This window comes from Ruegeria sp. CG3 (assembly GCF_056537205.1).
In genome coordinates this window covers 300,718-318,526 of the sequence record NZ_JBQFRC010000003.1, presented here as the reverse complement: position 1 = coordinate 318,526, position 17,809 = coordinate 300,718, and the positions used below count along the sequence as shown (strand labels likewise).

At 51.9% G+C, this 17,809-nt stretch carries 18 protein-coding genes and 1 tRNA gene; 6 read left to right on the top strand and 13 right to left on the bottom strand.

Translation table 11 applies throughout. From position 1 onward, the window contains the following. The first annotated feature begins 160 nt into the window (after positions 1-160). Complete coding sequence (locus ACR0NB_RS14925; protein WP_480776170.1) at positions 161-1,291, top strand: hypothetical protein; 1,131 nt, start codon at positions 161-163, stop codon at positions 1,289-1,291. On the opposite strand, the gene ACR0NB_RS14920 is transcribed toward ACR0NB_RS14925, so the two are convergent. Continuing rightward, positions 1,288-4,656, bottom strand: coding sequence for a DEAD/DEAH box helicase family protein (locus tag ACR0NB_RS14920; protein ID WP_480776091.1), 3,369 nt, complete (start codon positions 4,654-4,656; stop codon positions 1,288-1,290). The two genes, ACR0NB_RS14925 and ACR0NB_RS14920, sit on opposite strands and share 4 nt — an antisense overlap. A 671-nt stretch (positions 4,657-5,327) precedes the next feature. Here ACR0NB_RS14920 and ACR0NB_RS14915 point away from each other — a divergent pair. Both ACR0NB_RS14915 and ACR0NB_RS14910 read left to right on the top strand, forming a co-directional pair. After that, complete coding sequence (locus ACR0NB_RS14915) at positions 5,328-5,534, top strand: cold-shock protein (protein WP_170430361.1); 207 nt, start codon at positions 5,328-5,330, stop codon at positions 5,532-5,534. Positions 5,535-5,606: 72 nt separating this feature from the next. Continuing rightward, positions 5,607-6,620, top strand: coding sequence for a fatty acid desaturase (locus ACR0NB_RS14910; RefSeq protein WP_260026608.1), 1,014 nt, complete (start codon positions 5,607-5,609; stop codon positions 6,618-6,620). Here the strand turns inward: ACR0NB_RS14910 and ACR0NB_RS14905 are convergent. After that, complete coding sequence (locus tag ACR0NB_RS14905) at positions 6,612-6,860, bottom strand: ParB N-terminal domain-containing protein (RefSeq protein WP_170759970.1); 249 nt, start codon at positions 6,858-6,860, stop codon at positions 6,612-6,614. The two genes, ACR0NB_RS14910 and ACR0NB_RS14905, sit on opposite strands and share 9 nt — an antisense overlap. A 74-nt stretch (positions 6,861-6,934) precedes the next feature. After that, on the bottom strand, positions 6,935-7,624 hold the full coding sequence (locus tag ACR0NB_RS14900) for a hypothetical protein (protein WP_480776090.1): 690 nt from the start codon (positions 7,622-7,624) through the stop codon (positions 6,935-6,937). Positions 7,625-9,409: 1,785 nt separating this feature from the next. Between ACR0NB_RS14900 and ACR0NB_RS14895 the strand changes: the two genes are divergently transcribed. Further along, positions 9,410-9,937, top strand: coding sequence for a hypothetical protein (locus ACR0NB_RS14895; protein ID WP_170380624.1), 528 nt, complete (start codon positions 9,410-9,412; stop codon positions 9,935-9,937). Between the two features lie 264 nt (positions 9,938-10,201). Here ACR0NB_RS14895 and ACR0NB_RS14890 read toward each other — a convergent pair whose 3' ends face one another. The 8 genes from ACR0NB_RS14890 to ACR0NB_RS14855 all read right to left on the bottom strand — a co-directional run bounded on the left by ACR0NB_RS14890 (position 10,202) and on the right by ACR0NB_RS14855 (position 13,467). Next, positions 10,202-10,798: a hypothetical protein gene (locus ACR0NB_RS14890; RefSeq protein WP_170603680.1), complete on the bottom strand. Its 597-nt coding sequence runs from the start codon at positions 10,796-10,798 to the stop codon at positions 10,202-10,204. Positions 10,799-10,993: 195 nt separating this feature from the next. Further along, entirely contained in the window at positions 10,994-11,305 is a 312-nt protein-coding gene (locus ACR0NB_RS14885) for a hypothetical protein (RefSeq protein WP_170603678.1), read from the bottom strand. Beyond that, positions 11,302-11,457, bottom strand: coding sequence for a hypothetical protein (locus tag ACR0NB_RS14880; protein WP_170603676.1), 156 nt, complete (start codon positions 11,455-11,457; stop codon positions 11,302-11,304). Before ACR0NB_RS14880 ends, ACR0NB_RS14885 begins: the two co-directional genes overlap by 4 nt. Beyond that, the gene (locus ACR0NB_RS14875; protein WP_170603674.1) at positions 11,450-11,614 is read right to left on the bottom strand and encodes a hypothetical protein; all 165 of its coding nucleotides are present in this window, start codon (positions 11,612-11,614) and stop codon (positions 11,450-11,452) included. The genes ACR0NB_RS14880 and ACR0NB_RS14875 overlap by 8 nt, the downstream gene beginning before the upstream one ends. Continuing rightward, complete coding sequence (locus ACR0NB_RS14870) at positions 11,607-12,665, bottom strand: hypothetical protein (RefSeq protein WP_480776089.1); 1,059 nt, start codon at positions 12,663-12,665, stop codon at positions 11,607-11,609. The genes ACR0NB_RS14875 and ACR0NB_RS14870 overlap by 8 nt, the downstream gene beginning before the upstream one ends. 3 nt (positions 12,666-12,668) lie before the next feature. Then, positions 12,669-12,848 carry a hypothetical protein gene (locus ACR0NB_RS14865; RefSeq protein ID WP_170408637.1) on the bottom strand — a complete coding sequence of 60 codons (180 nt, stop codon included), beginning with the start codon at positions 12,846-12,848 and terminating at the stop codon, positions 12,669-12,671. Then, positions 12,848-13,354 (bottom strand): eukaryotic translation initiation factor 4 gamma, encoded by a 507-nt coding sequence (locus tag ACR0NB_RS14860; protein WP_170619610.1) that lies wholly within the window; start codon positions 13,352-13,354, stop codon positions 12,848-12,850. The genes ACR0NB_RS14865 and ACR0NB_RS14860 overlap by 1 nt, the downstream gene beginning before the upstream one ends. Before the next feature lie 19 nt (positions 13,355-13,373). Further along, positions 13,374-13,467, bottom strand: a tRNA-OTHER gene (locus tag ACR0NB_RS14855). A 464-nt stretch (positions 13,468-13,931) separates the two neighbouring features. On the opposite strand from ACR0NB_RS14855, the gene ACR0NB_RS14850 reads away from it, so the two are divergent. Further along, positions 13,932-14,906: an adenylate/guanylate cyclase domain-containing protein gene (locus tag ACR0NB_RS14850; RefSeq protein ID WP_170619611.1), complete on the top strand. Its 975-nt coding sequence runs from the start codon at positions 13,932-13,934 to the stop codon at positions 14,904-14,906. Positions 14,907-14,991: 85 nt separating this feature from the next. On the opposite strand, the gene ACR0NB_RS14845 is transcribed toward ACR0NB_RS14850, so the two are convergent. After that, entirely contained in the window at positions 14,992-16,512 is a 1,521-nt protein-coding gene (locus ACR0NB_RS14845; protein ID WP_170619612.1) for a DUF2779 domain-containing protein, read from the bottom strand. A 60-nt stretch (positions 16,513-16,572) separates the two neighbouring features. Then, on the bottom strand, positions 16,573-17,349 hold the full coding sequence (locus ACR0NB_RS14840) for a 2-keto-4-pentenoate hydratase (protein WP_480776088.1): 777 nt from the start codon (positions 17,347-17,349) through the stop codon (positions 16,573-16,575). Between the two features lie 123 nt (positions 17,350-17,472). Between ACR0NB_RS14840 and ACR0NB_RS14835 the strand changes: the two genes are divergently transcribed. Beyond that, positions 17,473-17,670 (top strand): DUF3955 domain-containing protein, encoded by a 198-nt coding sequence (locus ACR0NB_RS14835; protein ID WP_170408632.1) that lies wholly within the window; start codon positions 17,473-17,475, stop codon positions 17,668-17,670. Positions 17,671-17,809: the final 139 nt, after the last annotated feature.

Sequence of the window (17,809 nt, the reverse complement as noted above, 5' to 3'; positions counted from 1 at the left end):
AGGCACCGGTCCATTGATCCCACATGCCGAAACCGGAACCAGACCCCCGAGCAACGTCGGTAAGTTCGTTCATTTCTTAGCTTCTGGGTTTCAAGCTGGCCGTACGGGTAAGTTCGGAAAAACGAAAATTCCAAAGACCGTTGAAGACGCGGTTCGACTAATGGCGCCGGTCGAATCCCTTTTGGCAAACTGGCCGCATGGTTTCGAAAATTATGTGAAAAAGCTGCTGCATGAAGGTGATCCCGATGCAACTTCCGCTCCTGAGCGGCTTGGCAACTGGTATCAGCGCCTAATGCGGTTTCGAGAACCTGAATACGATGTGTTTAAGGACGCAGTGGCACGTGTGATCGAGAGAGAATTCAGTGGCTTCCATCCGGGTCGTTTGGCGTCTACTTCATCGAGAGAGTGGTTGCCCGCAACGGAAGCGGCACGACAACTCGGAATTTCTGCACAGCGTCTCGTTGCGGCAGTCCAGAAAAAAGAGATCGCTGGCAAGATCAGTCAACGCGGATTTGGACATAATCAAACAGTCGTTCCCAAATTCGAAGTTCTCAACATTGCAGCAGATCGTCGGCGCTTCTGGAGCGCGGCAGAAACATGTGACTACCTGGGAGTTGGACGTACACAATTCCAATTTCTCAAAGAACTTGGTGTGGTCGGCGAAGTCCCAGTTTCAGATCGGCCACCGCTCGTGGATGGCCGGTTCCACTCGAATTCTGTAGAGGAACTTGTCTTTAAGATTAGAGCATCGGCCACTGAATTGACGGGAGAGGCAGTTTTGTTCAAAGAGCTTACGCTTAATCGAACAACTGACAAGACGGCGCTGAAGAAGCTCATTCGTCTCATTTGTGAAGGTTCTATCGCTGCTGAATTGGAAGATCAGGATGTCCTACTGGGTGATTTCAGGTTCCAGAAATCGGACGTCGAAAAGGTTCTGCGATCTGAGCGGCACTCGTTGGACTGGACTGCAAATGATGTCGCGAAGTTAACGGGTTGGAAGGCTCAGGCGGTGACACATTGGTGCAAGCTGGGCCTGCTCGGATCTCGCAAAGTTCCGCACGGCCCAAGCGAGTCTTTCTTGGTCAGACCACAGCAGCTTGCGATCTTTCAAAGCGAGTACATGCCCGTCGCGACACTGGCGAGGTCAAGAGGTACAACATCCCGAAAGCTACTGTCCGATTTTGAGAGCAAAGGGATTGAGACACATGGCGCGCAAATTGAAGGTAAGACGACGCGAGGGCACCTAGTAAAACTAAGTGACCTGGCTTCGCTGCTGCCTGAGGCCGCCTAGTGCTCGCCTGCACCATCCGAAAAGAACACCACTGAAATGCGTTGTCCAATTGCGGGTTCGTGGTCGCGTGATACCTGCTCAGCTTCTTCGATGACCCGGACCATCTTTTCATGGATCTCAGCGGACGCCTGATGATCGCTTTCGAGTTTTTCCAAGATAACCTGAAGCGCGATGTACCCCTTGGGAAGCTCCTCATAGGCGAAGCTGTCACGCACTTCGTGTTTCGCTTGTTCCCAGAAGGGATCAAGCTCACGGCTCCACGCCTCGCACACCATTTCCACGGCAGGCAGTGACAGATGGCCAAACCACTCTTGATCACTGAGTTCTACACCACCTTTGCGTCCCATGAACTCGGCGCAAGCTTTCATGAGGCTCTCAACGCGAGCGGGGCGCAAGTCCCACTCGGTCAGCTTGCCGATCTGCTCTGAAATCGTCTCTAGCGCTTCAGAGAGACCTTCCAGTGACATGTGGACGTGCTCCATGCCAAGGCTTCTGGTCCGTTCGTATGCAGTCTCCAGAGATTGGACGCAGGCCAGCTGGTCGCGTTCCAATATCAGGCCTGGCGCGGTATCCTTAAGAAGCAGCAGGCGAGGCGGAAAGAAGCTATTGCTCTTGCTAAGTCCTTTGAGATGTAGCGCCGTGAATTTCTCACGGGCCGATAGGAGCGCCAACTCCGCGCCCCAGGTTCCCTGGATTTTGGCTTTGTCGATGAGTTTGTAGCGGTCTTCGGGGATTGTTTGCTTGGTGCGTTCCAGAACGTCGTGAAAGTTGTTGTCGCGAAGCTGCCTTGGGGATCGCAGATACTCAACAACACTTGCAAGGATCACTTCTGCGTCTTCCGTACTTTCTTCCAGGACAGCATCGATTAACGCTTCCCCAGCCAATGTCTTATAGTTCTCTATGCGCTGGGCGATTTTTTCGTCAGATGCAAACTGACCTACTGGCACATCAACAAGGTGGTAATTGACGAGCCCGAACTCACTATCGATCCTGTCGATCCTACCCAGACCTTGGATGAGCTCTTTCAGGTTCGAGGTCAGACCAAGCAACACCAGCGTGTCTGACGACTGAAGGTTGATGCCTTCAGCCATCTTGTAAGTCAGAAAAACCGATGCGGATCCTTTTGGTTCGTTCTTTCCTCCAGGTCGGAAGTAAGACTCCACGAATTTGCCCTGTTTGATACGCTTGAAACTGTCGGGGCCATCTCCAAAGATCGCCTTCACGGCGCGATCTTCACCCTTGGTTTGGTTTCCCACGACATAGTTGGTGTGGTGGCCTCTGCGCGAAAGCGCTTCTGCAAAAATCTCGAGTGTGTCCGTCCGTTCTGCGAGAAAGACGACCCTGTCTTTTTCATTTTGTATTCTCAGGCACGCCTCATACCGCTTCTCATCAAGCTCCTTGAGAACACTGAGACCCAGTTTTTGGTTTAGAGCGTCGCATTTCTTTGTGGGTTGAGGCGCTTCTATTCCCAGTGCTGCGAACATGTCGGACTGGTCGCGGTGGGATACCTTTTTCTTCGATTTTCCACCACGCTCGAAGTCGCGAAGCGATTTGCCAATAGCTCCTTGAGACATCTCCCAATGGGCTTGGGCGGCACTCACGCGCAGAATGTTCAAAAGGTTGCGGATGTGGAGCTGATCCTGCGTGCTTTGTTGCGTGCTGACGTGTCCGAAGCGGCTTTTCTCGACTGCGGTCACCCTACCGCCAGGCGCAAGTTCTTTGCAGAGAGCAACAATCTCATCCAGGCGCGTTTGCTGAGGCTTTGTCACCTTAAGTTTCTTCGGGCGCCCGTGGTTTTCTAGTCTTGGATAACTGTGCTTGGTCGGATCTTCGTCCTCGCCAATGCATTTCCGTTGTCTGCGTGTTAAAAACGGCGAAACCAACTGAGCGAGTGCGTTGCGAGCCTCTCGCGTGAGCGTCGTGTCAGGCTCTGATAGGACGGCCAGTTGCGCATCCTGGTTGAAGATATCCTTAGGAACTTGGGTTTCGCGCTCGAACAACTCGCCCATGGCCTGAATGAAAGTCGGCGTCATGAAAATGGACGCGCGTTTCTCCTGCATATGGGTCAACCAATCGACATCGCGGTTCCCAAGTAGGGTTGCGGACAGGCAAACATTCCAGCTCGGCGGGGCAAGCTCAATAGCGGATGCCATTTGAGATGCCTGCTCAAAGCCCGGTGTAACAGTATGGCTCTCATCAATGATCAGAATGCCATATTGTTCGAGCCTGAGCCCGGGTTCCTTGTCATCCCCAGCGCCTCGCAGGTTCTGTTTTGCCAACTTGGTATTCGGCTTCGCGTCCAGAGATGGAGTTGAGTATTTTTCCCAACTTGGGATGACCTTAGGGGGTGCAATCACCACCGCATTATTGCGCGCGACACCATGCACCGGAGAGCTGGGCACGACCTTTGAGTAGGTCTTCGTCAAAGCTTCTCCCAAGTGACATCCGATCTCGGTTTTGCCCGAGCCGGTTGGCGCTTCTACGAAAGCGATACCATGGTCATAGACGATGGAACACGCCTCATAGGTCAGGTCCTGTTGATACCCAAACAGGATATGACCCGTGATCTCTTTTCGATCACCGGTGAGCCAGGGTTCAAACCCCTTTTGCTCCGAGATCGTACGCGCCATCGCGTCTTCGGCGGTCACCGGTTTGATAAGCTTTTCTAGTATCTCCAGCGCTTCGGTATTCCAATCGACAGATACATCCCAAGCCTGCTCAGCAGCTTTTGTGCGTTCGACCTGAAGTTCATGAGTGCCCGCGTCCAGGTCATCGGCATACTCGATGTTTCTGTAGAGCCCTGAGTAGGAAAAGTTTGCGGATCCGGCGACGGCACCTTTTGGCGAGCTGACGATTTTTGAGTGTAGCCGCCGATCCCCAGATATCCCCAACTTGCGTTTTGCGAGTTCCGGATCGAAGACACGCAAATCTATTTTCCCGGTTTTGATGGCGTGTTTTGCTAGCACCGCGATAAGATCGTGGTCCTCTTCCACTTGAAGCCCGGAGCGCTCCAGCCAGTAGAGTTTCATTTCTTCGGTGACTGGTTTGGGGTTGGTCAGCCTTTTGGTATTCGCTGTGTCGATCCCGAACGATATCCGTATCCGGATATCGCTGTCGTTTTCCAGAACCCGCAGTTCGGGCAATTCTTTCATCAAAATCGACAGCGAAGACAAGAAATCCTGATACCCGGTGACAATCAGACAATCCCCGGAGGTGATATGGGGTCGATAAAGATTGATGACCGGCCGGTCGATATTGGTGCCGACCTTCGCAACCGGTTCGGCACCAAGCTCGTCTTCGGGCTTTTGATTTGCTTCGGTGAGCTGCTTTGGCTTGGAACGCAGCCAATCAGGGAGTGAAAACAATGAACAAGACTTGGATTTAGGACGCTTAGTCTAATATTGATACTGCGGGCATCGTCCTTCAAGACATCACCGAAAGAAACATTCGTTTTCCTGAAACTGTCGAAAACGCGCACCGGTTTTGTGGCAGAAAGCCGGGATATCGAGATTTAACATAAGTCGCAATTATAGAGCGTTTGGGCTCTCGTCGGCCAACCACCGCCGCACGAGAAAAACGGCCAGTCGTGAGTACACTTTCAGTGGTTACCTTGAGCCCAAGGTACAAAATGTTTCACCGGAAACTAAGGTCAGCTATGCGCAGAAAGCGGACTTTGCAAAGTCTCGCTAAGGCACCAAAACGGACGCTTATCGCTGTCTCGTATGCAGCAGGTTAATATCCCAAAAATGATCGTTAGTCTTCTGTGCCGCTGACCCAAGCCACCTTCAAGTTTGGATCGAAGAGCAACGGTTTCACCTCGACTTGCCTAGTTCTAAGCCAGACAGGCTCAAATTCTCTGTTGTCCGCCAAAGCATCAAGGCTTGTATCGTGCGTAGTCGAAGTCCATATACACGAGGCTTACGTTTTTCTTTTTCGACCTGCTGTCTCCCCAATTCGGCGTTCAGTCTTTCGATTCAGACCGACCACGCCGAGTCGCCGCAATGATGCGGGCGGCAAGTATTAGGAGACTTCCACCATGGCAAATGGCACAGTAAAATGGTTCAACTCGACCAAAGGTTTTGGCTTTATCGAGCCTGAAGATGGTAAGCGCGATGTGTTCGTGCATATCTCGGCACTTGAACGTTCCGGCATCAGCGAATTGAAAGACGGCCAGAAGGTCACTTTTGACGTCGAAGCTGGCCGTGACGGACGCGACAGCGCCGCCAATCTGGCACTGGCCTGACCTTTTACGGGCACCCTTATGGGGTGCTCGTTTGCACAACGGGCTGCTAAAAGCCCTTGGAGAACAAGTCAGTTGCAACAGCAGGAATTGACCCGGGCGCTCGCGCAATACCGTGTGCCCGATACGAAGCGTAGCGTTTTTGAACTGACAATCACTGTCATCCCCTTTTTCGCGCTATGGGGCGCAGCGTGGTTTGCGCTATCCCTTAGTATCTGGGTCACTGTTCTACTGGCCATCCTGAACGCCGCATTTCTGGTGCGTATCTTCATCATCATGCATGATTGTGGTCACGGATCTTTCTTTAGAAGCCGCAATGTTTGCAATTGGACTGGCCGGGTTCTGGGTGTTCTCGCCCTGACACCCTATGACGTCTGGCGGCAAAGCCATGCGATTCACCATGCCTCAACCGGTAACCTTGATCGGCGTGGTATGGGTGACATTCCTACATTGACCATTGAGGAATACCTGAAACGGAATTGGTTCGGGCGTGCCGCTTACAGGTTAATCCGGAACCCCTTCATCCTGTTCTGTATCGTACCGGTCTACACGTTCGTTTTTCAAAATCGCTTGCCCTTTGGTTTCATGCGGTCAGGCTGGCTGTATTGGGCAAGTGCAATGGGAACAAACGCCGCGATTGCGGTGGTCCTGGCTCTGATTTTTTGGACCGGAGGCCTGGATGTACTGGTTTTTGTATTCCTTCCAACCATGATCGTCGCCGCGTCGATTGGTATTTGGCTATTCTATATTCAACACCAGTTTGAACACACGACTTGGGAGCGGGAAGAAGTGTGGAATCTTCAGAACGCCGCATTCTATGGAAGTTCTCACTATGCCCTGCCAGGCATCCTGCGGTGGTTCTCTGCCAATATCGGTGTGCACCATGTTCACCACCTTGCCAGCCGCATACCGTTTTATCGGCTAAACGAGGTATTGCGTGACCATTCCGAGTTGGAAAATTGCCAGCGTATTACTCTATATGAGAGCCTTCATTGCGCACGATTGCATCTTTGGGATGAAGAATGTCAGCGCCTGCTGACGTTTTCTCAGGCTTTGTCGAACGCCAATCCCAACAAGAGTTTAGTGTAATCTGGCGCGGACCAAATAGGCATCGACCGTATCGCCGCCCAAGGCGCGAATGGCCTCTAATCGGTGAAGGCCTTCAATCAGCACGAACCTCTTGTTGTCCGAGCGTATCTGGATCGGGGTCTTCTGGCCGTTCTTCAGGATATCTTCGGCCAGCGTCAGAACTTTTTGTTGATCAAGCGTTTTCGCCCGTTTCACAGGTACATAGATCAGGTCGAGCGGATATGGTCTTTTCTCCAACATAAGCTAAGTGAGCAACCTCTCGTGCATTTGTTCCGGTTCGAAGTTCGCTACAAAAGCTGGGGCTGGAACGTATGTCATAGAACCGAACGAACAGCGTCGCGAAGTTCCTGATGCATGATCCAGGTTGCTGGCTCATCTTCACTTTCGATGTGAGAAAATGCCAGGACCTGCGCGGATCCATCATTGTGTGCCGATCCGGCTTCAGGAAGTTCGAGCTCCAGATATTCCGCAATCAATAGTCCGATTTTCTTGAATACCTTGATGGCGGCTTCGCGCGATTTGTAACCGGCCGCCTGAGATAAGTGACCAATGGTCAGACCTTCCTTACCAGCGATTGTAAGTGCTTTGAGCATTGTGACTTGCGCAGGGGTGAGCCTGATCTGGCGCAATGCCTCGGCATATTCTCTTTCACTGGGAACGAGGGTGCCGGAGTTTCCCTCCAAACGGCGTTGACCGCTACGCTTCCTGTCTCGTTCTTCGAGAACTTCTTTTAAGGCTTCAATGGCTAATGCCGGCGTTTCGCCAACTGCATCGGCAATCATTGCCTGCGTTTTAGCTGGTGGCATGGGAAATGCCCGTGCAACACTATTACCGCTCAGAACGCCAGCCTTAATCAAGTACTTTCCAAATTCTACTTCAATCACTCCTGATACGTCAGCGTTCCGCGACTTACGAACACTGCGGTCCTGAAACGCTCTTTGTTCCAGACCATGAGCTGACATCTTTGAACCGGGAAGGGTTACCTGAGGGGCATTTTTACGCATCAGAGAAACACCACTACAATTATCGCTGCAACGCACACTGCTGACGCAATAGATATCTTAATCCCATAGGACCGGCGACGCGCCTTTTCGGCTTTGAGACTTTTACCCAGGTTTTCGTCAATCGAGTTATGGTTCACGGCTTAGTCCTTCCGGATTTGTCAGGCGGCTTTGGTTTCCACCGACTTATTGTCGCGGCACATTTTCGGTGCACTTGTCGTTCTGTCTCGTGAACGGCCGATTGCATTCCCAACCATCACCTCTTCGATTCAAATGAGCGTTTGAAGGGACAAGGATCGCAACGCACCTGTCCCGGTTTGCGCGAAAACCACGCTCGCATTTCCATCCGGAATAAGTTTCAGGCGCAAGATATGCATGCTGTGGAACAGCCACTGGCTCACAGCCGCTCTCCGCTGCCCTGTAACCTCTGAGGCATACCCAACCATCCGAGCTTCTTTTGTCGCTCAGACGACCGTTTTTTGGGACAACTATTGCAACACACTCCTGGCTTTCCTTACGAAATCCCCAGTTGCAGTGTACTTCTTGCGCACCAAACCGCGTTTCGACGTACCCATTTTGAGGTGCAATCAGTTCTTCGCATTCTTCTCCAACACGCCGGAACAGCCGATTGCATTTCCACTGATCTCCGGTTGATACAAGAAAGGCATTTTCAGGAACTCTTATTTCCTCACAGAGTTCTCCGACATTCTGAAAACCGTGATTGCATTCCCAGCCGCTGCCATAGGAGCTACCAGTTAAATATGCGTTTTCTGGTAAGTCTATTCTTTGGCACGATCCGTTCTTGTTTTCGAAACCTTCGTCACAAACCGATCCATCGGCATTGCCTGCGACTTGGGCAGGAAGCTGCGTTCCTGAGAGCAACACCAAAAGTGTCGGGATCAAACAAAGAATGCAGCGCGTAAACACGATGAATGACAGATTGATACGGAGCGTCAGACTTGATCTATCTGGCATCAAGTACGCAATTTATGAGCCATGTGCTGTTCATACGGCGCCTTCTTTCATGGGTCACGCGATGACTGGGGCTTGTCAGGTGACGGTTGCGAATGCTTGCGAGGAACGAGCTCATAGCGAAGACCCCAGCGAAACCCGTTCCTATGCTGGGGCACATGCTACAGTTAGTCTGAAGGCCATTGGATTATCGTAACCGGCAGCATCGCGGCGGCGAGTAATCTTTTACCAATGCACTCTTGTCGTTCCTAGTCTGTGAAGAGTCAAGGACGCACGCTCGTCAAGAAGCGTGTGCTGCGGAATGGTCAATTTTTGAGACCGGCGAGTTATTAGGTGGTTAAGAGAATAACTGAGAGGCAAAATTCACTTTGGGGCAATTTAGGTTGACAATTCGTCTGTGAAATCGCCGGATTTCTTGGGCAACAATCTTGGAGGTGGTGAACGCTCGCCGCGCCAGCCTATTGCCGACACCGAACTAGGAGATTCGCAATTTCTATCGACAGTTTTGCGGACACTGAGATTGGAAAACACCTCGCCGACGCTGCACGTCGTTGCCGTATGGTTTTCTTCACTGGATTACCAGCGTCTGGAAAGTCATTTCTGTTGCGCCAGCAAATATCCATTTCGGTCTCGTTGGGACGACGCGTACATATCATGCGGTGGGATACAGGACTCGCGGCGTTTCAGACCGAAGACATACTCGCAAAGTACCCAGATGTTTCAGATGGAACTCATCCGTTGATCCGAAAGGCAGCCGGATTGTGGGGCCGGAGAGCCCTAGCGCGATGGCTGACAGAGACTACCGATCCCACTGACATGATTGTCGGTGAAGTCCCTATCATCGGAAACAGGTTTTCCGAGTTCATCCAGGCGCAGCCGGATCAGGTTGAACCAGCCTTAGCATCCGAGGCAACCACCTTCATCTATCCTGTTCCTACAAAGAGTTTGCGCGCCAATCTCGAAGCCATCCGAAGGTCTACGTTTGCGAACCCAAAACACCCTGATGAGGCCAGAGATGCGCCTCCATCGACAATGGAACTGGCTTGGCGTTTGACGTGTACCAAGGCCGCAGAATTGGGTTTGATCTCTGAAGCGGACAGTCATTCTCCGTACGAGGAGATGATTTATTTGCGGTTTTTTGAGCACCTACTGCAACATCGAAACGCCATTAGAATTGGGGTCGATACGATTTATTCAAATGCCGGATCAGCCCATGATCTGGATGCGAACGTCTTAGAACTCAGTGCTAGCTCAGACGAAGTAAAGTACGCAATCGCAGAGGTAGAGACTACCTTTACAGTCGAAGCAGCCGCCCGAGAAGTTGAAAACTGGTATCGGGTGTAGCCTCGGACAAAGGTCTGTTCGGTTGGCATTTCGGAATTTGCAAAGCTTGGTTGCGAAGGTCCGCTTTGGGCTGGTTGCGGTCAACCATACTCATAGTAGAGACTGGTGGTACATAGTTCCGCAGAGCAGTGCTGGCGAAGTGCTTATCTGGGGCGCTTTGGTTCCTAGCAGGAGAGGAGCTTAGAAGAAGCACGCACTACTACGACGACAGTCGCCATAGACTTCTTATGTCAAATATTGGTTAAGAGCGGCAGGTAAGCTGTACTAGCGGTCTGGGTATGTATCGAGTTTGCCCCAGAGATCATCAACCAGATCTGAGAAGCCATCATTCGAGGCCTCCTTGTGCAGTAGACCAGCTCTTCGCCGGCGTTCGACCTCGGCCATTAGTTCTTCCTGTGTGGCTGTCTCAACCACATCACATCGAAGAGCTTCAATCTCGTCCGCTGTCCACGACTCAAATTTGTCAGCGTAGAAGCCCAGGGAATACGGCTCGTCATCAGAAATCTGCTTGATCACAGCATTCCAGTCTTCGCTCTGGTTCGATGCCTTTTCGATCCTCTCGTCTGGTTCGCGAATGGACTCACGGATCAACGGCAGCAGCTTTGCCTGAGCGCTTTCTTCACCAGCACCAGTCCCTGCAAGCCAAAGGTCTGCGATCTTGCGAACAAGCGACCAAACAGTTTGATTTCGTGGGTGGTCTTCGATTCTGCCGCCAAGGCCTCGTTCTTCAACACCGAGCTGTTCAGATGCCCTCTCATTCATGCGGATATCGTAATTAGACACGTCAGCCAGATCTGAAGCGTTCTCAGCCACAGCTCGGGCGACCTCTTGATCACCAACATAGACAACCACCTTCAACATCCCGCTACCTCTTCCTTCGCCGGTTCATCACTCGGTCCAGGTGGCTGTAGTCTAGATCTCGCATTATCCTTTGAACTCGCTTTGGATCGACTTCGCGATCTTTTCCAGCAGTGTGGACGATGTGTCTGACGTAGATCGTCAACGCGACAATGATCACGGCGGATAAGATCAAGCTGATATGCTCCGCCCCCATCACTAAGTCTTCTTCCTTGGGTCTTCGATCCCGAGGTCGTCGAACACGTTGCCGCTACCATCAGTGATCTCGACATCATCGTCGTCAGTCACTAGATCCCAGGTGTTCTCTTTGACCCATTCATCCCGCCATTTGGGCGCATCGGCCGGACGCTGTGCAAAATCGGCGATTTGCTCGAAAATCATTTTGCGCAATGCAAGCCAGACCTCCGGACCCTCTTTGCGACGAGCTTGCAACTCTGCGATCAAGTCATCCAGAGGAACATCCTGTAACGGGCGCCCGAAGATCTCGTCTTCTGAAAAATCATCTGTCATCGCTCAACATCCTCGACACTGATCGCCAAGACTAAGATCTTGTTTGGTTTTACAGTGATTTCTTTTCCTTCAATCTCTCGAAGTTTGCCGTTCACCAAAGTCTCGCAGATTACGAAAATTGGGATTTCCTCTTCTGAAGTCTCGTCACTCATCTGGCTTACCCTCCGGATCAGGCACCTTTCGCGACCGGATCTCATCCGAGGTAATCGGCTTGGTAAGTTTTGCTCGACCGGCCGCAATTTCAGCCTCCCGAAGCCTAAGCAAACGCAAGGTTTGTTCATCCAGCTCAACGTCGTCGTCATCACCCATCAGACTTCTCCCGAGTACAGTAACAGTGAGAACAGAGCACTTGAGACCTGTCGGCTGTCCGAACGATGTCACCAACGTGGCCACACTCTTCACACGTCACACCGCATCGAAATTCCATCCAGTCAGCGTACTCCTGAATGAGATCGTGGTATCGACTGAAACCGATGCAAATCTTGCCATCCTGGCCTTTCTTAATGTCCGAAATCTGAATAGTTCCAGGGTCCAGTGCCCTGAAGTCCTGACTGAAGGAAAGCTTGTGGAGTGCTTGCGAAATCAAGACGAGCCAGCCCTTTCCGACAGCAGGAACAAGATATGTGCAATCCCGAGAAACGAGGTCTGGATAGTTTTCCACAATGTCCAGCTTCAGGCTGTCGGGCCAGGATTCTTCGGCGCCCTCAAATCGCCGCCGCAGAGCATCATTGTAGCACCAGCTGCAAAGTGTCGTCACATACCCAAGGATGTTCTGGCGTTGGGCAGAATTAGAACAACCTTCACAAGTTTGCTCAATCTGATCGACACGCCATTGAATCTCTTCACTCGTAGCCTGGTTGCAGCCCGGGCCCTCATAGACGCGCAAGCCTCCCCATTTCTGTTTGATCTGAACGATGGACGGGTGTTCATCACCAAACAGGTCGGGCTGCTCGTCGATCAACCTCTTCACTTTCTCAAGTGCAAGCTTAAGCTGCTCCACCCACCCGGCACGATACTCACCAAGCTGCTTGAAGACGCTTCCATGAATATCATTCCAGTCGACAACACTGCCCATCACTGACCTCCGGGCCCGCGCCTCTTTGAGATCGTGTGAAACCTCCGCCATAGCATTCATCATACGGTCGACCACTTCGCGGTCTTCACACTCGACATGCAGACACTCCGCCGACCATGTGACGTCAGAGACGTGCGGAGCTGGGTAGTTGTGCGCCATCACCAAACGCATCTCTTCGGCGTACCAGGCGTCAAATGAGCGGAGATCATCTGGAGCTCCATGCTCCTCGATCACACCTCGAACCTTTTCCCGGAATTCCTTCCAACTCTTTTCGACATCATCCATCAGTCACATTCTCCAGAACTTGGTCTTGTTGAGATGGAAGACCCCTCTCGAGATCTGGCAAAGGGCAATCAGCGGGACATGACCGGTGGCCAGTGAGCCCGTATTCATGAGCTTCCGGGCGTAGTTCTCATCATCGTAGTCTTCCATAATCTTATTGAAGGTCACTTGTTGTTCGGCGGTCATCACCATTCCTTCTTCACGCACGCAGGGCACCGATTACGGTCATCCGTTCGGTCGATCTGACCGAAATAGCCACAAACTGAGCAGGTCATTCGATCTCGAGCAGGCTTTTTTCGAACGCCAAAAAGCCTCTTCCTTTTAGGGTGGCGCTTGCTCGCGATATCATGCGCGCACCAGCAACAAAGTGTCTTGTACCAGCCGTCCAGAAGTTGGGTCTCGGCACTATTCCCGCATCGTTCACAGCTGTGATTTGCACGCGCAATCGTCGCAGCGATCATCGACTGAATTTGTCGATCATCACACCGGTGGTAGATGCGGAGCTCGCCGATTTTCTCTTTGATCTGAAGGACAAAGGGGTAGGTGGCACCCTTCAGATCGCAGTATTCCTTAACCTCTGTGAAGAGCACCGTGACCAAGCCGGACCAGCCTTCGGGTGTGCTTCCGAGGTTCTCCTCGACCGATTGCTTGATGTCGTTGAAATCAATTGCGTTCGTGACGTCGTCCGCCATGTTGGACACCTCCTGAGAATGGTAGGAGGCGTCGGAATCGAACCGACTCGTGCACTCTAATCTGGAGCAATTACAAGGATATAAGCCTCGCCCGCATACCAATGCTGCCTCCCACGGATTTTGCGTGGGTTATCGACCTCAGGCCGATATTCGATGGCAGTGGATGCGTGTGAACGTCATGTCCGCAAGCTGAACCAGTTCGTATAACCATGTCAAGACGGAGCGTGCTGTACTTAGAAATTCACCGCGTAGTTCTGGGAACCTTCTAGCTTAGCGTGTGCCCGATACACTGATGCATGTTATTTTGCGGGTCAGTACAGCATCGAGTAGCTCTCAGACAGCGAAGCGATTCGATACCCTGTGATCCGGAATCGAACTCAGAAACTCCGTCGATAGTTCGCTCTGAACCGACGCGCGTCTTTTTATCTGCGTCTAATGCGCTCCGTTCTGGAGAAATACAAAAGTCTTGATCTGACCAAACCTCAGCGGCGGCATTGACCTGCATCTTTCGAAAATGGAGATCCCGGTTGCAAGACCTTGTAAGTCTCATTCCATTTAGCGTCTCGAGTCATTTGTGATGATACGTTCCTCACCTGAACTGCTGGCAGTTTCGAGGCGTTGGTATGAAATACTCAGAACCAAAAAGAATACTGACGAGTTGCAGGATTTTCTGTCGAAGGTAGATGAACTACGGTTTGTTGGGACAGGCGAAGGAGAGTTTTGGAGTGGGCAAGCAGTTCGCGATGGGGTTAGCGGCTTTTTCGCGGAGATCCCTGCTCCCGTCGTTTTCGAAGAAGTTGAAGCTGAGGCCTTCGAAAACGGAGACACGGGATGGTCATCCTTCGTCCATAAGATTCAGTTTGTCGGCTTTGATGAAGCCGTATTTTACCGCACCGTCCTGATTTTTGTCCTGGAGGGAGCGGCCTGGAAGATCATCAATCGCCACGCTTCAGTGCCCACTCCAAATATTGAACTCGTGGGTAAGGAACAGCTAGCCATCCAAAAATTGGTTGATGCTGCGCGTGAAGATGGACCCGAGCTGGTCCAAACCGAAGGTTTGGCTTCGGTACTTTTCACTGATGTAGAAGGCAGTACAACGTTGGCGGAGGCGTTGGGCGATCAGCGTTGGTCGGTGCTGATCGAAAACCACTTCCAAGTCTTGGCGGCGATCATTGAAAAGCATCATGGCCAGTTCGTGAAATCCCTCGGAGACGGAACGTTGTCCGTCTTTCCGTCCGCGAAAGAAGCACTGACGGCCGCTATCAAGATTCAGAAGGCCATTGCATCGGTATCCGCGGAGCCATCTTTCGATGTTCGGATTGGAATTCACACTGGTGATGTCGTGCAATCTCGTGGAGATTTTTTCGGTACGGTGGTCAACAAAGCATCACGCATAACGACCGTTGGTGCGGCAGGCGAGATACTCGTTTCAGATGCGACTCGCGCTATGGTCGGAGGACGAACCGATTTCTCTTTTTCTGAAATAGAACCCAGACTCCTGAAAGGTCTACGCGGTCACCACGTTTTGTATCGGCTGGATTGGCAAGACTAAGTCTTGGGGGCGCCGTAACTCCGGCAAATCGCCTAGTCTCGTAGGGGAGCAGCACCGCCAGTTGTTTTGAGGTTCGCGCCACAGCTCACATCGCCAGCAATTCCTGATGAATTGCGACCATTGCCCAAGTGTCGCGCGTGCAATACGCCACAAGATCAGAATAGACCTTCTCGCGCGCTGGATCATCCGGTTCGGTCAGTGTTACGTCCTTCCAAAGGCGAGACGCGCTCGCCCCCTCTTTGATGTCCAGATCATCGTATGAAAGTTCTGGCAAAAACGCTGGAAGAACGGCCTTGATAGAGGCGCTTCCTTTGAACGCAGGATCGTTGATCACTTCATCCGCAAACGGCTTCATCAGATCTACAACGCGTGCATTTAGGCCTTCCAGGAACTCTGCATGCTCTGGATAAGTTTCCGCCATTTCCGTATTGCGCGATTTCTCGAACGGCGCATACCAAACCACTAAAGAGCCAACGTCTCCTATGTCCTCACGAAGCCTTTTCAGCAAGGCTGGCATCGGGTTACTGGCGTCTCGGTGGAGATACTCCCTGTGCTCAATTTCTCCGCCAGGCTCATGCTGGACATGCAAGGAATACTGGAAAGCCACTTGCTGATAGGGACGCGTTCCGTCCCAGGGTGGCAGCAAACTCTGAGACGTCTCGTAGTCAAAATAATAAACCGGATAGACAATCTCGCTCAGAAACCTGCTCAACTCCTGATGATCGATTGTGCGCCCACCATTCGCCGTGGCTCTCAAGTAGCGTTGCGTCGACTTGCCCAACACAAATGGATCGCTGATCTCGTCAATCTTTGTGATCCCATTTGCGATGAGTTCGGAGGCTTTTTCCGAATTCATGAACGGAAGGCGGTGGATACTGTCCTGCGCGAGAGGTGGGTCGAGTTTTTCGCGAATTTCCAGCCATTCACCGTAGGATTTAAGGCGCGCACGTTCGGGGGACGGGTCAGGCATCGTACCGCTGGCAACGACGCTCAATGCCTGATCGATACGCGTGCGTGTTTTTTCGAGCTGCTCAGTCACCGCATCCGTGATGTCAGTGATGCTGACAAGCTCTTGCGGATTGATTTCGCCGTTTCTGACGTAATCACGGTTCACATGTGCCACTTCGCAGCGCGCAATGGGGAACCCCGCTGCCTCAAGCACGACACGCTGGAATGCGAGATCAAAAGTGTGTTCGGGCTTTGCAGAAGTCCCGCTCTTGATCTCTGTCAGAACGTACCCATCGCCGCTGCGGCTCACGATGTCGGAGATGCAAGTTATGGTTCCATCTTCATAGCGTCCCTGAGCCACGGCGTTCGCACCATCTCTCCAAGCATCCAGAGTGCGTGCAGGCAGAGCTTGGTATTCAGAAAAATCTGAAAAACCGAGGCGAACGAGATCACCAAAAAGCTCCTCTGCATAAGGCTCAAACGCGTGCCCCTCGTCAAAGCGTGCTTGCAATGAGGGGTCAATTGGCGGCAACAGATGCCTGGCGTGTTTTTTGATCCATAGCCAGGCAGGGTGCCTGAGAAACATCATGTAATCTGATTTGGATAGCATCGTGTAATTTGCTTCCCAGAATTGATGGAACCAGTGGAAGACCATCATGGTCAGCTATTGAGAGCAACTTTTCTTTGGTGCAGTCGGCGTCACCACTCTACCAAGGCCTCATGTAAATCGTACTGATAGCTCGGTGTCCATCACGCCACCAAAACCAGCTGACCATTCTTCACCCGGAGACACTGGCCATGCGTCTGTCAAAGTACCGGTTGTAACCAGCTCGCCTGCCTGAAGCTGGTCGGCTTGTGAGAGTAGAGACACAAGATGAGCCAGGACTTCAATTGGGCCTCCAAGCGCGTTTTCACCTTTGCCGGACTCGATGGCCTCGGCGCCCTTGAACAATGCTAGTGGCACTTCGGCTAAGCCGGTCAAGACATCATGCGTAGCCGCGATTTTGTCGCCAAGAACAAGGCAGCCGTGCAATCCTTGTGCTGCGATTGAGTCTTCGACCGAGAATTTCCAGTTGGGATAAATCGATTGAACAATTTCAAATCCCGGGGCCACCCATTCCACGCAACCTGCCAACTGCTCATTGTTCATTTCAGCCGTCGGCGCATCGCCGAGGCCAAGTACGATTTCTGGCTCGATTCTCGGTTCTGAATACCTTGCCAAGTTTACCGGCTGATCAGTCGAAAACAGCCCATCTGAGTGAACCTCTCCCCAAATGGGTTGATCCACACCATAAACAGGCCAAATCGTGCGGTTCGTGAAGCCGACTTTTCTGCCAACTCTTTCTTTGCCCAAAATCTCGCGGACACGACTAGCAATCGAATATGCGTCATCCAGCGATAGCTGTCCTGCCTCTGAAGACAGTTTAGGTATCTGCCGGGCAGAGGTCAGGGCATCAGCGATTGTCTTAGCGTTAGCTTCAATATCTCTTGTCATATTCGCATTATACGCGCCTACGGCTGGATTGCGATGCAATCAAGGTATTGAAGAACTAGGCTCCTCAATTCACAGGTATGAAAAACGATGCTAACTATTGGCCCATTCCGTTGGAGACCTGACATGACCAAACTTCGCCTTTTTGGTATCGTCATCCTTTTCCTTGCAGCACTAAGTGGGCTTTCAGAGCACCTGTTTTATGGCGGTGTCGACCCAAACGGCGTTCTGCAAGAAAGCTTCTTTTTGCCGCTGACTTTCATTCTCGCAGCAATTGGCGTCGTTGTGCTCGTAGTTTCGTTGTTCCAATCACCGCGTGACTGAGACGTGTCCGTCAGTTAGAACGCTGTTCCAAAACGCAAATCGGGTAATCTCCAGGATGGCGACCTCCGCCCAAGTCTAGGCAGGCCTCCTCATATTGGTAACGTTCGACCGCACGTCCCGCTAGGAACATGCATAACCC

Bases quoted from the DNA above. Each gene is read 5' to 3' on its own strand.
- ACR0NB_RS14850 (WP_170619611.1), top strand. From the start codon at position 13,932: ATGATACGTTCCTCACCTGAACTGCTGGCAGTTTCGAGGCGTTGGTAT.
- ACR0NB_RS14890 (WP_170603680.1), bottom strand. From the start codon at position 10,798: ATGTTGAAGGTGGTTGTCTATGTTGGTGATCAAGAGGTCGCCCGAGCT.
- ACR0NB_RS14895 (WP_170380624.1), top strand. From the start codon at position 9,410: ATGATTGTCGGTGAAGTCCCTATCATCGGAAACAGGTTTTCCGAGTTC.
- ACR0NB_RS14915 (WP_170430361.1), top strand. From the start codon at position 5,328: ATGGCAAATGGCACAGTAAAATGGTTCAACTCGACCAAAGGTTTTGGC.
- ACR0NB_RS14865 (WP_170408637.1), bottom strand. From the start codon at position 12,848: ATGACCGCCGAACAACAAGTGACCTTCAATAAGATTATGGAAGACTAC.
- ACR0NB_RS14845 (WP_170619612.1), bottom strand. From the start codon at position 16,512: ATGATGGTCTTCCACTGGTTCCATCAATTCTGGGAAGCAAATTACACG.
- ACR0NB_RS14880 (WP_170603676.1), bottom strand. From the start codon at position 11,457: ATGAGTGACGAGACTTCAGAAGAGGAAATCCCAATTTTCGTAATCTGC.
- ACR0NB_RS14900 (WP_480776090.1), bottom strand. From the start codon at position 7,624: ATGCGTAAAAATGCCCCTCAGGTAACCCTTCCCGGTTCAAAGATGTCA.
- ACR0NB_RS14870 (WP_480776089.1), bottom strand. From the start codon at position 12,665: ATGGATGATGTCGAAAAGAGTTGGAAGGAATTCCGGGAAAAGGTTCGA.
- ACR0NB_RS14835 (WP_170408632.1), top strand. From the start codon at position 17,473: ATGACCAAACTTCGCCTTTTTGGTATCGTCATCCTTTTCCTTGCAGCA.
- ACR0NB_RS14905 (WP_170759970.1), bottom strand. From the start codon at position 6,860: ATGTTGGAGAAAAGACCATATCCGCTCGACCTGATCTATGTACCTGTG.
- ACR0NB_RS14840 (WP_480776088.1), bottom strand. From the start codon at position 17,349: ATGACAAGAGATATTGAAGCTAACGCTAAGACAATCGCTGATGCCCTG.
- ACR0NB_RS14860 (WP_170619610.1), bottom strand. From the start codon at position 13,354: ATGGCGGACGACGTCACGAACGCAATTGATTTCAACGACATCAAGCAA.
- ACR0NB_RS14875 (WP_170603674.1), bottom strand. From the start codon at position 11,614: ATGGGTGATGACGACGACGTTGAGCTGGATGAACAAACCTTGCGTTTG.
- ACR0NB_RS14885 (WP_170603678.1), bottom strand. From the start codon at position 11,305: ATGACAGATGATTTTTCAGAAGACGAGATCTTCGGGCGCCCGTTACAG.
- ACR0NB_RS14925 (WP_480776170.1), top strand. From the start codon at position 161: ATGGCGCCGGTCGAATCCCTTTTGGCAAACTGGCCGCATGGTTTCGAA.